Genomic DNA, 14,605 nt, shown 5'->3' with positions numbered 1-14,605 from the left:
GGAACAACCGCCTATACAAATCAGCTCAGCCTTGCAGCTGGCGGACATCGGCCAGAAACTGATCCACAACCGCTGGCGTGGTGGCCCAGGAGCACATCAGGCGTACGCAGCCACCGATAAAGTTGTAGAAACGCCACCCTTTTGCCCGCAACGCAGCCTGCAAGGCCTCGGGCATTTCTACAAAAACCCCATTTATCTGAGTCGGGTATCTGAGCGTAATGCCTGGCAATTCGGCCAGCCCTTCAGCAAGCCTTTTCGCAGAGGCATTGGCATGGCGGGCATTTTCCAGCCACACGTTATTCTCCAGCAATCCGCACCAGGGCGCAGATATATACCGCATCTTGGAGGCCAGTTGCCCGGCCTGTTTGCAGCGCCACTCAAAGTCCTCGGCAAGTGCCTTATTGAAGAACACCACAGCTTCTCCCAGCGCCAGACCATTCTTGGTTCCGGAGAAACACAGCACATCGACACCTACTTTCCAGGTAATTTCTGATGGATGCACGTCCAGCGCTGCCACGGCATTCGCAAATCGCGCACCGTCCATGTGGATATTCAATTTGTACTGATCCGCCAGCGTGCGGATGGTACTGAGTTCATCTGGGGTATAGATTGTGCCCACTTCTGTCGCCTGAGTAAGGCTCAGAGCCTTGGGCTTGGGATAATGAATATCGGTGCGCTTAGTGACCAGGTGCTCAATGCTTTGTGGCGTAAGTTTTCCGTTTTCGCCCTGTCCTAATAGTAGTTTGGCACCGTTGGAGGCGTATTCCGGCCCGCCGCACTCATCTGTTTCAATGTGCGCCAGCTCATGACAGATCACGCTGTGAAACGATTGCCCAATAGACGCCAAGGCCAGCGAGTTGGCTGCGGTACCGTTGAACACAAAGTAAACATCGCAATCCGTATCAAACAGAGAGCGCAGCCCATCTGCCGCCCGCTGTGTCCAGCTATCCTCTCCGTACGCCGGCTCATCCACACGGTTCGCTGCCTCCATCGCCTTCCAGGCCGGTGGACAAACACCACTGTAATTATCGCTGGCAAACTGCTCCGACCGTGACACGGCAACACTCCTTCATCGGCTGATTAAACGTGGGGAAAACCTTGAAGCTACACTAATTCTGATTGAACACTAGTCGAATTCGGGCTAGAAGTCGGGTTGTTAGCCTCAGAAACCGTTTTGGCCGTTCGCTCAAACGTCAGGGCCATACGCTCAAACATACCCTCGATGTTTGTTGTTTGTGCATCTGGCTCCCGAGTGGCGTGAATAGCTGCCAGTAGCTGATCGCTCACCGCCCGAAACTGAGAGTTCGTGCCGCCACGGGCACTCATCAGGTAAGTGTCAGCTAATGCCTGCTGCCACTCGCCTAGCTTTTCATCCACAGCCACGCTGCGATGATTCTTTATGCGACGCCGCAAGCGGATAGACATGTGGCCAATATTCAGGCCGGTAAAGCCTAGATCCGTCATATAGCGATTGGGGCTGCCCGACCCCCGATCATAGTTAGAAAGCCGCAATAGCCGCTCGCCCATGCGGCCGTTAAACCAATTCTCGGGCCGACGTTTATAATCAATACTTGTGAGGTCGCGGGCAGTGGCCTTGAGCAATCGCCGCTGCATGAAGGGGCCGTCGAGCGGCGCGATTAGCTTGAACACCCAGTAGAGAATGCTGATACCCACAAACAGCCCCAAGGCATTGCCAGTGGCGGTTTCCATATCGAAGGTCATGTTATTGCTGGGCTGCACTATGAGTGTGAACGGAATACAGAAGCCCAAGCCGTAAGGCAGGGTTGGCCGATCTGCGAGCGCCAACAGGCCGATAAAATAGGGGCCCGCAAGCACCAGTATTAGCATCTCGAAGTCGCCACTGCTTCTCGATAACAGGCCTAGGCCAAAAATCAGCGCTACCGGGATTGCCACTACCACCCCAAGCAATAAGCGCCGCAATATAAACGTCAGCAATACTAGGGAAAAACGGGCAAACATGACCGCAAACACCACCGGCATGATCATCAGCATAATGGCCGCTGGGCTACCGGTGTGTAGCCATATCACGCTCCCGATCATGAATACAAACGCGGTTCGGAAGCCGTTAATCGCGCCAATCAATGGGTCCTGGTGGGTTCGTAATTTGGATGCTTTCAGCAGGGTTTGATCACGGTTTTCAAGTGCGTTATAGGCCCTCAATACCATCACCAAATCGGCCACAAGCTCCACAGCCGTATGCGTTAGGCGGATCACAATGGCCGCTTCGTTTACATAGGCGGCCTTGTGCGCCAACAGCGCTCGCCTCAGGGCCTGAGCTTGCTGGTAAGACCCCTCGTAACTATCCGCTTCCGCGATCTTTATGAAAAGAGTTCGCATGTCTACTAGCAGCTCGCTGAACGCCGGCGAGACCAGTTCCAAGTGGTTGCGCGGGAAGCGCCCCATAATTTGTATCACCGCCAGCAAAGACAGCACTTTGTTGCATAGCAAGTTTGCCGCCCTGCTGCGCCCTGGCCCTTCCGGGCCCTCATACGCTACCGCACTGGAATCATCATTCAGCACCACCAGCGTTTCCAGAATCTCATCCGCATGCAGGTGCCGTTGTTCGTGGGTACTGGCTGGATCCAGCTCCAGCGAAAGGTATTCAAGGGTGTTATTAATGACGTCGCGGGAGTAGGTACGAAGGCTGTCCTTAACCGTCACTGGCCATAGAAGCTGGCTGACCAGCGTGGCACACAGAGCACCCACGGTGATCTCACTGATACGGGCTTGCGCAATATCAAACACCGCTTGGCTGTCTGCCGCACTGGGGTTTGCCATCACCAGTATCACCACCAGGCCGGCGGTCATTCCCGACATAGCAAAGGCATAGATGAAGTTGGTGTTGTGCACCATGGAAGAGGCGGCGGCATTCAAACCAATCCAGAGCGTAAGGCTGCCCAGAGCCAGCAAAGGATATGGCATAAACAAAGCCAAGATCAGAATCCCCACACCGCCACCCACGGCCGACCCAAAAATCTGGCACAGGGCTTTCTCGATGACCAGCCCGCTTTCGGGCCGAACCTGTAGAAAAACGGCGGACACCAGCGCCCAGTATGGGCGATCAAGCTGCAGATACATGGACACGAACAATGCCAGCGCCATGGATATCACTCCTTTCAGAGCAAATATCACCGCGCGTTTATTGGGCATAAGAAGCTGGGCCAGCAGCGGGTGGAGCGTCATGAAAGTGGCTCCGTCACTCGTTTTCCGGATCGGCTTCCAGATAAATGGAAACCGTCATGCCGGCACTGATATTCACATCTTCCGGCAGCGGGTCGAGCGCGATCTCTACTGGGATTCGCTGCGCAAGGCGCACCCAGTTAAAGGCTTGCTGTACTTGGGGCAGCATTTGGCTGTCACTACTGGTGTTCGGGTCTGCTATACCACGGGCAATGCTGACCACCTCACCAGTAAGGCTCTCATCGCCAGACACGAGTGTGATTCGTGCCTTCTGCCCTATTCGCACTAGCTGCAGTTTGGTTTCTTCAAAATAGCCGGTCACGTAAAAAGAATCTTTTTTGATCAGCGACAATACCGCTGACCCTCGAGCTACGTAATTCCCCTTCCGCAATGTAAGGTTGTTAACCGTACCGCTCTCTGGCGCCAGAACGTTTGTCCGTTCTAGGTCGATTTGGGCAGAGCTTAGCTCTGCCTGTGCCAGCTCATAGCTGGCTTTGGCCGACTCGGCACGAATGCCGTATACCTCCAGACCCTCCTCACTGATCGCTTGACGATCAGACATGCCCTGCCGACGCTCATACTGATGCCTGGCGAGATCCCAACCGGTGCGCGCCTGAGCTAACTTGGCCTCTCTCTCCGCAAGCTCTGCCTGGTAACGCACATCATCAACCGTGAAAAGAGGGTCGCCCTTACTCACCGCTTGGTTATTTTTCACGCTCAACTCGGTCACCCAGCCGGTGACATCAGGGGCAATCGTTATAACTTCCGCCCGAATTCGGCCGTCCCGCGTCCAGGGCGAATACAAGTAGTGATCCCAGACCCAAGTACCCGCGATAACCGCAACAGCCACCACCAGTAATGTCAGTCCAATACGTAGCAGTTTTCCCATGAAAGCCCTTTAATCCCCGAACAGATAAACAATAGCCGCCAGATAGCAGACGAAGACAGCCACGTCGAACCACGCTTCTTTCCAGATATAGCGGCGCAGGCCCAAGTAATACAGGCACAAACGCGTAGCGGTCGCCAAGATAAACGCCAGAGGCACCAGCACCACTAATGGGCTGAACAACATTCCACCAATACTCATCTCGTGAAGCATGTCATCCTTATTACCGTCGTTCTGCCGTCGTGATTTTCGATTAAGTGTTTGATGATAGGTGCGATTCAAGCAATTCGCCAACTAGCGTATGCTATCGATGTGATTATTATCGCGGCGGCCCGAGCCTGCTCTGGTCAAACACGAAAGGTTTGAGATTACAGCAAACAGACGGTACCTACGCATGAAGCGAGTTTAAGACAATGTCGTCAGCAATTGTATTTGCAGTCTTCGCCGCTGCCTTCATCGCATCGGCTGTTTTCTATCTGTTCTTCTACCGCTCATGGCGGCGGGATCGGGAACTAAAACAACCCTTCCCGAAGATCTGGCGAAAACACCTTCAATCGACAGTGCCCCTGTACCGGCGACTGCCGGCGCAGCTTCAGCAAACGCTGGAAAGACACGTTCAGCTGTTTCTCTCAGAGAAGAACTTCTATGGATGTGATGGGTTTGAGGTGACTGACCGCGTTCGGGTAGCCATTGCGGGGCACGCCTGTTTACTGATTCTCAAGAGATCGTACACCGACTTCGACGACGTACGCAGTATCCTTGTATACCCGGATGTCTACCAGGTGCAGGCATCGGAGCGGGATGGCATGGTCGTTGGCGTCAGCAATCAGGTTCGCGCAGGTGAAGCCTCATCCCTGGGGCAAGTGGTGCTAGCTTGGTCAGAATGTGAAAGCGGGGCGATAAACCCTGAGAGCACGCACAACGTGATCCTTCACGAGTTTGCCCATCAGCTTGATTATCTGGATGGAACCGCAGACGGCGCGCCACCACTGAGCGGAGACCACGTCGAAGAGTGGCAGCAAACCATGACCATTGCCTACGACGATCTCCGGCATTCACTGAGGCACCACCGCAAAAGCTGGCTCGACCCTTACGGCGCCACAAAGCCCGCTGAGTTCTTTGCCGTACTGACAGAAACCTTTTATCAGCAACCACAACACCTAAAAGACCAACAGCCGGCGGTGTATGACCTGCTTTGCGACTTCTACAGAATAGACCCTGGCGAGCTAACCCAAAGCTAACCCACCAAGAATGCCTATTAGGGCGTAAGGCCTAGGCTTTCAGAATCCATCTCGATGCTGCGATCCAGCAACTCAAGATACCCGGCTTTGGCTTTCAGCTTGGTCTGGGCGTGTGCTTTCAAGCTCAATTTACGGAACCCTTGGGCCAATTCGTTCGCACGGCTAAGAAGCTGATCCTGCGCAACCACTTCATCCAAGTAGCCAGCTGCCACAGCGCCTTCAGGACTGTAGATTTCGGCATTGATAACGGAACGGTAGAAATGTGCAGGCGCAAGGCGGTGCCGCGCAATCTCGATGCCGGCGTGGTGCATGGTCATGCCTATCGCCACTTCGTTGAGACCCAGCTTGAAGCTGCCCTCAATACCCACCCGGTAGTCCACCGACAGCATGATAAACGCGCCCTTAGCAATGGCGTGACCACTGCATGCACCAATGATCGGAAACGGGAAAGCTGCCAGGCGACGGGTAAATGTTGAGCCCACGGTAACCAGTGCGGTGGCCTCCTTCATGCCTTTTTGCATTTCCTTCAGGTCGTAGCCACCGGAGAAGATTCCCGGCTGCCCCGTCAGGATTACCACGGCCTTATCCTGCTCGGCTTGGTCGAGAGCTTTGTTCAGCGCTTCAAACACGTCGTGGCTCAGGGCATTCGCTTTCCCGTTATTAATAACGAGTGTCGCGACACCCTCATTCAGCGTGTAATTTACTAAGTCGGTCACCGGCGTTTCCTCTTGGTGGAGTTAGGTTTGAATTCGCAGAACTTTGCCAGCTTATGCAGGCCGCCACAAATCATTATTTGCCGGGTGCTGGTTTCTTTCCTGGCTGATTAGGTTCGGCGCTGAAGCGTCATCCGCAATTGGGCGCTGAAACCTTTCTTCGACGACAGCGGTATCCGATAGCTGTCTCCATCAGGCTCAGCCTTGCTTCCGCCACGTTCACTCCACTGTTCGTCCGTGGTGACATAGCGCAGGTTCCAACCGTCTCCGACCGGCGTCATTTTTAGCGTCAGCGTATCCCGGTAAAGATATTCGCCCTCCACCCTATGCTCTGTCCAAAGTGCTCCGTCAACAAAGTAATCCGTCGCTGAGACCGCAAGCTCAACGGTCATCACAAGGGTTCGCCCCCGCTCAACCGTGATTTTTGAGCTATCAAGAAAGGTGGAAAAAAGCACGGGCGAGCGTGCCGAATCCAACCCGGCCTGCTTCGGCTTCATCATTTCGTCGAACTTTCGTAGCACGGCACTGAAGGTTTCCCGGCGCCGTTCAGTTAGCCGAAAGCTTCGCCCTCCCCGGGGCGACACAGTGGCCTCAAAATAATAAGAAGCTCGAACCCGGCGACCCTCGCGCCTTGCCTTTTCCACTGAAGGGGGTAGTGGCAAGCATTCCACATCCATCACGCCGTCTACACGGACGTCTCCAAACAGGAACCGCACCATATTCTGGTAGCCGTCTTCGGAATTAACGATGCCATAGGGGCCGCTGTGGCTACGATACACAAAGGCTCTGGGAGCACCTTGAACAGTCGCATTCTCGATGGCTACCAACCCGTCACTCATCTTGCCGGCCAACCACTTTGATACACCTTTGGCCGCGCCATAGTCTTGCTGGTTGGTGCCGACCAAACAGAAAAATCGGTTCGGGTCAAATTTGCCACCCAAGGAGTCTACTCGTTCAGGCCTACCATTGAGATTCAGATAACCCGCCATGGTTTCGCGGTTGAAGTTGTTGATATCCCAGAGCCCGAGGAAAGCGGGCACATTAATCCCCGCCATTTCTATGCCATTGTGTGGTGTGGCATAGGTGAACACTTTATCCACCATTTCCCGTACTGCGGGGGTGCTTATGCCATCATTCTGCAACAGACACCGACACACTAGGCCGCCCATGGAATGCGCCACAAGATGCACCCGAAATTCCGCCAGGCGCGTAGCATCGTCACCGCATATTTGTTTCCGGATATTCAGAATCAGATCCCGTAGCTGGAGGGCCGCTGCGGGTATGGAAAGCGGTTTGCCTTCACCAAAATCCCTGTCCGCCTGATCGTAGTAGCGGTAAATAATGACGGTTTTATGGGTGATGTCCCGGTCAATCTCAGCGCCGTCCGAAAAGGCATCCGTATAACCGTAGTCCTTCATCAGGCGCATCATGGGTGATTCGAAGACCTGCTTGTAAATAGTTCCATCCCAGGATTGACGCACCTTTGTCGCGCCCAGGTTAAAACCCATATAAGGCATGGATACGGTATCGGCAATTTCACTGGCGGTCATGGCGTAGCCACGAACATAAACGATGGGATGGAACTGGCTCATGAGACGTGCATCCTTGTCAGGCTGATCCTGCCCTGACTGCATGCGATATCTGTTCCGGAAAGCTCTTTATGGGGATAACGCCGGTACTTGCGTTGCACCGGCTCAGACAGATTTAGCGAAAGTGTAAAAAAAATTGACGGGCGAAGCCTGCTCAGAAAAACCTGTAGTTTAGAAAAAATAGTATCGAATCATTTGCGCCACGATCAACAGGGCCACCAGCGGAAAAATGAATCGCGTGAGATTGCCATAGCTGCGCGCCTCACCTTTCGGTGCATATTTCTCAATCAGAGGCAGAATAACGATCAGCGCCAAAAACAGAACGGCGAGAATAATTAACAGTGTTCCCATGACGAAACTCCTTTAATGCCGGCTTATCGGGCCCCGCAGGCGCCAGCGTGAATTTCCTGCGTAAAAGTTATCCCGTGAATCTGTGGATAACTTTGTGAAAAGGCGCGGGACAAGTAAGCTCGGGCCAGTTAAAACGCGTGTTCGACAAATATGACTGTTAACTGACCAGGCTACTTACTGACCACCTAAAACGATGGGGTTCTAGAAACTAGAAAGCTCATCTTGCAGATCTTTCTTCAGTTCGTCGGCTTCGGTTATCCACACGGTTTCATCAAGGCCTGGGAACACACCCACATGCAACCCGTCTTTGGACAGGCCCGGCACCCATTTCTTGAAGAAATCCGGCAGCGAAATGCCTTTCGGGGTCAAATCGTCCGAATTCTTAGCGTACGCAACGGCGAATTCTGAACTGGGCCAGACCGGCAAGTGCGCCACACCATCGTCTTCCGACACGATTGATAAAAAGCGGTTCTCGGAATTGATCAATATCCAGATCTCCCGCGCTTCCAGCACTTCGCTCAGGAAGTAGTCGTATCGGTCTTCGCCGCTCAACTCGAGCACACTCGTTAACTGCTCATCACTCATAATCTGGATCTCTGTCTAATAAATGAGGCTCATGAAGCCTGAACACTGGCACGCTGCGCTTTTCGGTACAGCCAAGCAAGGCCCAACAAAGCAAGCCCCAGCCCCATAAAGGCAGCAACCCGCCACAACCCTTGCAGGCCGGCCATATCGATTAGGAAAATCTTACCAATCACGATACCCAGCAGAGCCATGCCTGCCTTATACAACACAACTTGGCCACCTTTCGCCGAATAAACTGTGGAATAGATAATAGCGGCGATGGCGTACAGCATGCCAACAACCGAGTAGGTATACAGCTCGCCCTCCGTCATACCAAACCACAGTGCCATATCGCTGCTTTGCCAAAGCTGACGAATCTCCAGCGCAGTGAACAGGAGAAAGCCCGCAGCCGCAACACACAGCGACCAAAACCTAGGCGCGATCTCCGGGAACCGGCTGATAACAAACGCCAGTAGCACCGGGCCACCAAAGGCAGGAAGCAGCATATTGAAAATGGGGGTACTGCTAATAGCGCCGTCACTCCACCAAGGGTTGTGCAGGGTAAGCAGCGTGAGATAGCTGATACTTGAAAGCGCCAGCAGCATCCATGAGAACAGTCGGTAGAGCCAGGCCAGTGACTGGCTTGCTTTAGCACGAACCGCATAAGTCACACTGAGTGCCCCCCAAAGCAATGTGTTCATCGTTGCTTCAATAAGGCTGTATTCGTGGGCGAAGATGTCACCGTCGTAAAGCCAGTAACGCAGTTCTGTGCCCAGGAATAGAACCAGAAGGTGCAAGGTTGCGCCTTCCAGCCAGGGGCGAATCGAATGGCCTTTATCGGCGAGCTTGGTGGCAACCGCCGCTAGCAGCGTTGCGCCGCCGTATGTCCACAGCGACCAGTGAACACTGGGGTCATATCCCTGCAGCCAGGGGTTGAATGTGAGCCTAGCGACAACCAGTGCCAACACGCCTTTCAGAAGCAGGTATAGCTCTGGCATCTGGTACCGCCGTGCTAGCCAAGTAAGGCTGACAAACTGAACAGATAGGGCCAAGGTGAGTGACGCTTCACGAAACGCCATAACCGTAGCCAGCGAGTAGCTAAGGTGCGCCGCCAGCACGGCCCAAACCACGCCGTTCTCGTAACGCGGATGCCCTTCCATTCGCCAGGCCAGCACGCCGTAAACAGCGCCAACCAGCAAAGTAGCGACTGCCCACACGGCAGACGTCTCGCCATAGCCGTGCAGCAAAAGCCAACCGAGCACCAGCCACACCATCGGTGAAAGCAGCGTTAGCGAGGCCCAGCGACGTTGATCGGTATAGTGCCCCCAAAGCCATAAACCAACGCCGGTAGTAATTATCGCGGCGGCAATAAGGTAGCTGATAAAGCCCGTCTGCTGGCTCAGAGGTATCTGCAGCAGATAGATCAAGTCGCCATCCATTTTACCCATATAAAGCAGCCAGCCGGCTGCGCTTGCCAAGACCGCGCCCCAAGGTAAAAACCACAGCGCCCCCTACTCTGGGGAATTAGGGATGCAGCCGGCAGGATGAATAACCAACTCCACATTGATGAATTGTCGCCAGACTGTTGAGCAATCGACAGCCCCCAAATAGCCAATAGCGGCAGAAACGCCTCGCGCAAACGCGAAGGCGCCGCTTGTCCCCTGCCCGGCAAGAACGCAAAAACCACAAACAGCGCGGCCAGATAACAGGCCGTTGCCGAAGCAGCCGGCGCTGCAGCCACGGTGACAGCCCACCACAGCAATGCACCAGCCAGAGTCGCGTACCACAGCCAGTCACGGAACACGTAACGCATTAACAGAAGTGAGCTGAGGGTGATTACGAAGCTGTAGGAAAGCACAAAGGCAACACTGCCGCCTTCACCACCAATCAACAGGGGTACAAGATAGGCGCCACTCAGGCCCATGATAGCCAGTGCCACACTCAGGCCACCCAGCCAAACCATCCAGTTTTCTTTTAGGGCTGCCATAATGCGGGACGGCTTACGGGGTTCAACTCGGTCATCGGCTTCCGGCAGCGGCGCCGGCACAGTTGGCGTCGTGGCAGTTGGTGGTTGAGTGTGCTTAATTTGCAGGCGTAACTCGGTAACCTCAAGGCTCAGCGACGCGACCTCGAGGTTCAGTGCATCAACACGAGCGACCTGCTCATTCCGTTTCTGGTAAGCCAAAAAACCAAGAACGGAGCCCACAGATATGAACAACGCGAGGCCCACGCCTAGAAGAATCAGTATTGCGTCCAAATCCCTTTACCCTTTTTAAGAATCCTGTCAGAAGCGGTGCGAGCCGCCGGTGCACGTGCAGTCTATCTTCTCCGGAGCTATAGCTCACCTAGAAAGGTACTACCCAAGAAACGCACTTTACGTTAAGGTCAACTTTGCCAGACATGAGTCGGTTTTACCCAAACCGAACAGACTGGCAACGGGAGCATCATTACAACGCCGGCAGAGTTGTATAAAGCGTTCTATACTTTGGCGAAACACCGGCAGATAGAACAAGGCTCCGTAAATTAACGAAGCCCTCACAAGGGGCATTGCGTTCCTCAAGCCATCACCCCAGGAAGAGGATTATGACAACAACAAAGTCCAAAACTGTTTATACCCCCGTCTTTACAGACGGTGCGGAATATCGCATCCCGACGTTTAAACTCCTCAAACAAGACGGCACGCTCTATAAAAGCGGCAAAGCCCCTGACCTCGACAAAGGGAAAGCTTTGCGAATCTACCGTGCGATGGTTACAACCCGCGTACTGGATGAACGCATGCTTGGTGCCCAGCGCCAGGGCCGCCTCAGTTTCTACATGCAGTGCACCGGCGAGGAGGCTTCCGTTATCGGCAGTACCGCCGCGCTGGACGACGCCGACATGATCATGGCCCAGTACCGTGAGCAGGGCACCTTGGCCTATCGCGGCTTCACCATTGACGAGTTCATGAACCAGCTGTTTGGCAATGAATTGGATTATGGCAAAGGCCGCCAGATGCCAGTTCACTATGGTTCCAGCAAGCTCAACTACATGACGATCTCGTCGCCGCTGGCCACTCAGATCCCTCAGGCTACTGGCTATGCCTATGGCCAGAAAATGGCCGGCGACGGGCATTGCACCGTGGTCTATTTCGGCGAAGGCGCGGCCTCGGAAGGCGACTTCCATGCTGGACTTAACATGGCAGCTGTGCACCGCGTACCCGCTATTTTTATCTGTCGAAACAATGGTTACGCCATTTCGACGCCCGCCGTTGAGCAGTTCGCTGCAGACGGCATAGCTCCACGAGCCTTCGGCTATAAAATGGATGTAATCCGTGTGGACGGCAACGATATTCTGGCCGTTTACCAGGCCACCGAAGCCGCTCGCAAACTAGCGGTGGAAGAGAACCGCCCGGTTCTGATCGAAGCCATGACTTATCGCCTGGCGGCGCACTCGTCATCCGATGATCCTTCCGGCTATCGCAGCAAAGACGAAGAGGCCCTGTGGCGCGAGAAGGACCCCATTCTTCGCATGTACAACTGGCTCACGAAGAAAAAATGGTGGAGCGAAAGCGAAGAGAAAGAGCTGCAGGAACGCCTGCGCCGTGAAGTGCTTGAAACCATGAAACGTGCCCAAAAGCTTCCACCTCCCCCATTGGAATCCCTGATAACGGATGTATACGACGAAGTGCCGCCGCTGCTGAACGCGCAATTCGAAAAGCTCAAAGCGCACATCCGCAAGTATCCAGAGGAGTATCCCAAGTCGGCCGCTCACGTTCAGGGAGGGGTATAACATGCCAAAAATGAACATGCTGCAGGCGATCAATGATGCCCTTGATATCTCGATGGCAACCAACGACCGGGTTCTGTGTTTTGGCGAGGATGTGGGTATTTTTGGTGGCGTATTCCGGGCCACCAGTAATCTGCAACAGAAGTACGGCAAAGATCGCTGCTTTAACACGCCCCTAGTGGAACAGGGCATTATCGGGTTCGCCAACGGCCTGGCGGCTCAGGGCTCGTTCCCAGTGGCCGAGATACAGTTTGCAGACTACATATTCCCCGCCTTCGACCAGATTGTTAACGAGTCTGCGAAATTTCGCTACCGCTCAGGCAACCTGTTCAATGTGGGTGGCTTAACCATTCGAGCGCCCTACGGCGGCGGCATAGCCGGTGGCCTTTACCACTCCCAGTCGCCGGAAGCTTATTTCGCCCACACACCGGGCCTGAAAATTGTGGTACCGCGCAACCCCCATCAGGCTAAAGGGCTGCTACTGGCTTCCATTAACGACCCCAACCCTACCCTGTTCTTTGAGCCCAAGCGTCTGTATCGCGCCTCCGTAGGCGAGGTGCCGGAAGGTGAGTACCAGTTGCCTATAGGCGTAGCCGAAGTTCTGAAGGAAGGCACCGATGTAACGGTGCTGGGCTGGGGCGCCCAGATGGAAGTGATCGACAAAGCCGTCGAGATGGCGGAGAAGGAAGGAATCTCCTGCGAGGTCATTGATCTGCGCACGATCCTACCTTGGGATATGGAAACCGTAGTCGAATCGGTGCTGAAAACCGGGCGCCTGGTGATCACCCACGAAGCACCGCTAACGGGCGGCTTTGCCGGCGAGATAGCCGCTACCATTCAGGAGCGCTGCTTCCTCTATCTGGAATCCCCGATCGCACGGGTCACCGGGATGGACACCCCCTTCCCGCTGGTGCTGGAGAAAGAGCACTTCCCCAATCACCTGAAGGTCTATGAGGCCATTCGGGAAAGCGTCGAATTCTAGACTGATATCCGGACAGGAGAGCAATGATGAGTGATTTTATACTGCCCGATATCGGCGAAGGTATCGTGGAATGTGAGCTGGTCAAATGGCTGGTCAGTGAAGGTGATCTGATTGAAGAAGATCAGCCAGTCGCGGAAGTGATGACAGATAAGGCGCTGGTAGAGATTCCCGCCCCTTACAAGGGACGGGTAACCCGCCTGTACTGGAAGGAAGGCGACATAGCCAAAGTGCATGCGCCGCTGTTTGAGCTTGTTGATGAAAGTGGTGAAGGCTCTACTGAGGGCTCTGGTGAAAAGACAAAGGCCAGCAATGAAGGCGAAAGCGCGGAGCCAGAGGCAAAGCAGGCTGAAGCTCAACAAAAGCCGGAAGCAGCTACAGCGCCTGTTGCAAAATCAACCGCCTCCACGGATGGCCAACGAACTCCCGCCAGCCCAGCTGTGCGCCGCCTGGTTCGCGAAAATGAACTGACGCTGGGAGATATCGAAGGCTCAGGCAAGGACGGTCGCGTACTCAAAGCCGATGTGCTGTCGCATATGGAACAGCCTACATCAGGGGGTTCATCAGCCTCCGAAAGCAGGCCGCGAAGACTTGAAGCGCAAAACCAGGAAGTCCGCATAGAGCCCATAAAAGGCATGCAGGCCGTTATGGCCAAGCGCATGGTAGCTTCTGCATCCACCATTCCGCACTTCAACTTCAGTGAAGACATCGATGTCACCGAATTGCTGAGCCTGCGCCAGCAACTCAAACCGGAAGCCGAAGCCCGGGGCTCACGCCTCACACTGATGCCGTTCATCATGAAAGCGATCGCGCTCGCGGTTCGGGAATACCCCGTGCTCAACAGCCAGATCAACGAAGACGTTACCGAGGTTCACTACCAGCCCCACTGCAACATAGGCATGGCCGTGGACAGCAAAATCGGGCTGCTTGTACCTAACGTGAAGAATGTGGGTCAGCTCACCTTGCTGGAGATTGCTAACGAGGTAACCCGGCTGACCGAATCGGCCCGGGAAGGCCGGGTAAGCCAGGCGGATCTCAAAGGCGGCACCATTACCATCTCCAACATTGGCGCACTGGGCGGCACCTACGCCTCGCCCATCATCAATGCGCCGGAAGTGGCGATTGTGGCCTTGGGGCGCACCCAGAAACTGCCGCGCTTTGATGCCAACGGGCAAGTGGTAGAGCGTTCGATCATGACGATCAGCTGGGCGGGCGACCACCGCATTATTGATGGCGGTACCATCGCCCGGTTCAATAATCTGTGGAAGGGCTACCTAGAGTCACCGCAATCCATGCTCCTCCACTTGGGCTGATTG

Annotated in this window: 14 protein-coding genes; 4 read left to right on the top strand and 10 right to left on the bottom strand. The window is 54.6% G+C overall.

Features of this window, described 5'->3' with window-relative positions; translation table 11 throughout:
• Positions 1-25: 25 nt before the first annotated feature.
• From CPH80_RS20045 to CPH80_RS20030, 4 genes are read right to left on the bottom strand one after another with little or no spacing between them, the layout of a single operon-like run.
• Positions 26-1,057, bottom strand: coding sequence for a threonine aldolase family protein (locus CPH80_RS20045; RefSeq protein WP_096280777.1), 1,032 nt, complete (start codon positions 1,055-1,057; stop codon positions 26-28).
• Positions 1,058-1,104: 47 nt separating this feature from the next.
• A complete protein-coding gene (locus CPH80_RS20040) occupies positions 1,105-3,204 on the bottom strand; it encodes an FUSC family protein (protein ID WP_096280774.1) in 2,100 nt (699 codons plus the stop codon).
• Positions 3,205-3,217: 13 nt separating this feature from the next.
• On the bottom strand, positions 3,218-4,090 hold the full coding sequence (locus CPH80_RS20035; protein ID WP_096280772.1) for an HlyD family secretion protein: 873 nt from the start codon (positions 4,088-4,090) through the stop codon (positions 3,218-3,220).
• Positions 4,091-4,099: 9 nt separating this feature from the next.
• The gene (locus tag CPH80_RS20030; protein ID WP_227520272.1) at positions 4,100-4,369 is read right to left on the bottom strand and encodes a DUF1656 domain-containing protein; all 270 of its coding nucleotides are present in this window, start codon (positions 4,367-4,369) and stop codon (positions 4,100-4,102) included.
• A gap of 131 nt (positions 4,370-4,500) precedes the next feature.
• Between CPH80_RS20030 and CPH80_RS20025 the strand changes: the two genes are divergently transcribed.
• Positions 4,501-5,328, top strand: coding sequence for a zinc-dependent peptidase (locus tag CPH80_RS20025; protein ID WP_096280767.1), 828 nt, complete (start codon positions 4,501-4,503; stop codon positions 5,326-5,328).
• Positions 5,329-5,345: 17 nt separating this feature from the next.
• Here the strand turns inward: CPH80_RS20025 and CPH80_RS20020 are convergent, their stop codons facing one another.
• The 6 genes from CPH80_RS20020 to CPH80_RS22780 all read right to left on the bottom strand — a co-directional run bounded on the left by CPH80_RS20020 (position 5,346) and on the right by CPH80_RS22780 (position 10,802).
• Positions 5,346-6,044 (bottom strand): crotonase/enoyl-CoA hydratase family protein, encoded by a 699-nt coding sequence (locus tag CPH80_RS20020; protein ID WP_096280764.1) that lies wholly within the window; start codon positions 6,042-6,044, stop codon positions 5,346-5,348.
• A gap of 107 nt (positions 6,045-6,151) precedes the next feature.
• Entirely contained in the window at positions 6,152-7,633 is a 1,482-nt protein-coding gene (locus tag CPH80_RS20015; protein ID WP_096281827.1) for an esterase/lipase family protein, read from the bottom strand.
• A gap of 168 nt (positions 7,634-7,801) precedes the next feature.
• Complete coding sequence (locus tag CPH80_RS20010) at positions 7,802-7,981, bottom strand: hypothetical protein (protein WP_096280761.1); 180 nt, start codon at positions 7,979-7,981, stop codon at positions 7,802-7,804.
• A gap of 201 nt (positions 7,982-8,182) precedes the next feature.
• Positions 8,183-8,566 (bottom strand): DUF2750 domain-containing protein, encoded by a 384-nt coding sequence (locus CPH80_RS20005; protein ID WP_096280759.1) that lies wholly within the window; start codon positions 8,564-8,566, stop codon positions 8,183-8,185.
• A 29-nt stretch (positions 8,567-8,595) separates the two neighbouring features.
• A complete protein-coding gene (locus CPH80_RS20000; RefSeq protein WP_264754804.1) occupies positions 8,596-10,023 on the bottom strand; it encodes a DUF2339 domain-containing protein in 1,428 nt (475 codons plus the stop codon).
• Positions 9,969-10,802 (bottom strand): DUF2339 domain-containing protein, encoded by an 834-nt coding sequence (locus tag CPH80_RS22780; RefSeq protein WP_227520271.1) that lies wholly within the window; start codon positions 10,800-10,802, stop codon positions 9,969-9,971. The genes CPH80_RS20000 and CPH80_RS22780 overlap by 55 nt, the downstream gene beginning before the upstream one ends.
• A gap of 326 nt (positions 10,803-11,128) precedes the next feature.
• Here CPH80_RS22780 and CPH80_RS19995 point away from each other — a divergent pair, with 326 nt between their 5' ends.
• From CPH80_RS19995 to CPH80_RS19985, 3 genes are read left to right on the top strand one after another with little or no spacing between them, the layout of a single operon-like run.
• Positions 11,129-12,313 carry a thiamine pyrophosphate-dependent dehydrogenase E1 component subunit alpha gene (locus CPH80_RS19995; RefSeq protein WP_096280756.1) on the top strand — a complete coding sequence of 395 codons (1,185 nt, stop codon included), beginning with the start codon at positions 11,129-11,131 and terminating at the stop codon, positions 12,311-12,313.
• 1 nt (position 12,314) lies between these two features.
• Positions 12,315-13,292 (top strand): alpha-ketoacid dehydrogenase subunit beta, encoded by a 978-nt coding sequence (locus CPH80_RS19990; RefSeq protein ID WP_096280754.1) that lies wholly within the window; start codon positions 12,315-12,317, stop codon positions 13,290-13,292.
• Positions 13,293-13,318: 26 nt separating this feature from the next.
• On the top strand, positions 13,319-14,602 hold the full coding sequence (locus CPH80_RS19985) for a 2-oxo acid dehydrogenase subunit E2 (RefSeq protein ID WP_096280751.1): 1,284 nt from the start codon (positions 13,319-13,321) through the stop codon (positions 14,600-14,602).
• The last annotated feature ends 3 nt before the right edge of the window (positions 14,603-14,605 follow it).

The sequence above is a fragment of the Marinobacter sp. LV10R510-11A genome (assembly GCF_900215155.1).
Lineage (GTDB): Bacteria > Pseudomonadota > Gammaproteobacteria > Pseudomonadales > Oleiphilaceae > Marinobacter.
The sequence above is the reverse complement of the archived record's forward strand: the minus strand, read 5'-3'. Positions and strand labels throughout refer to the sequence as shown.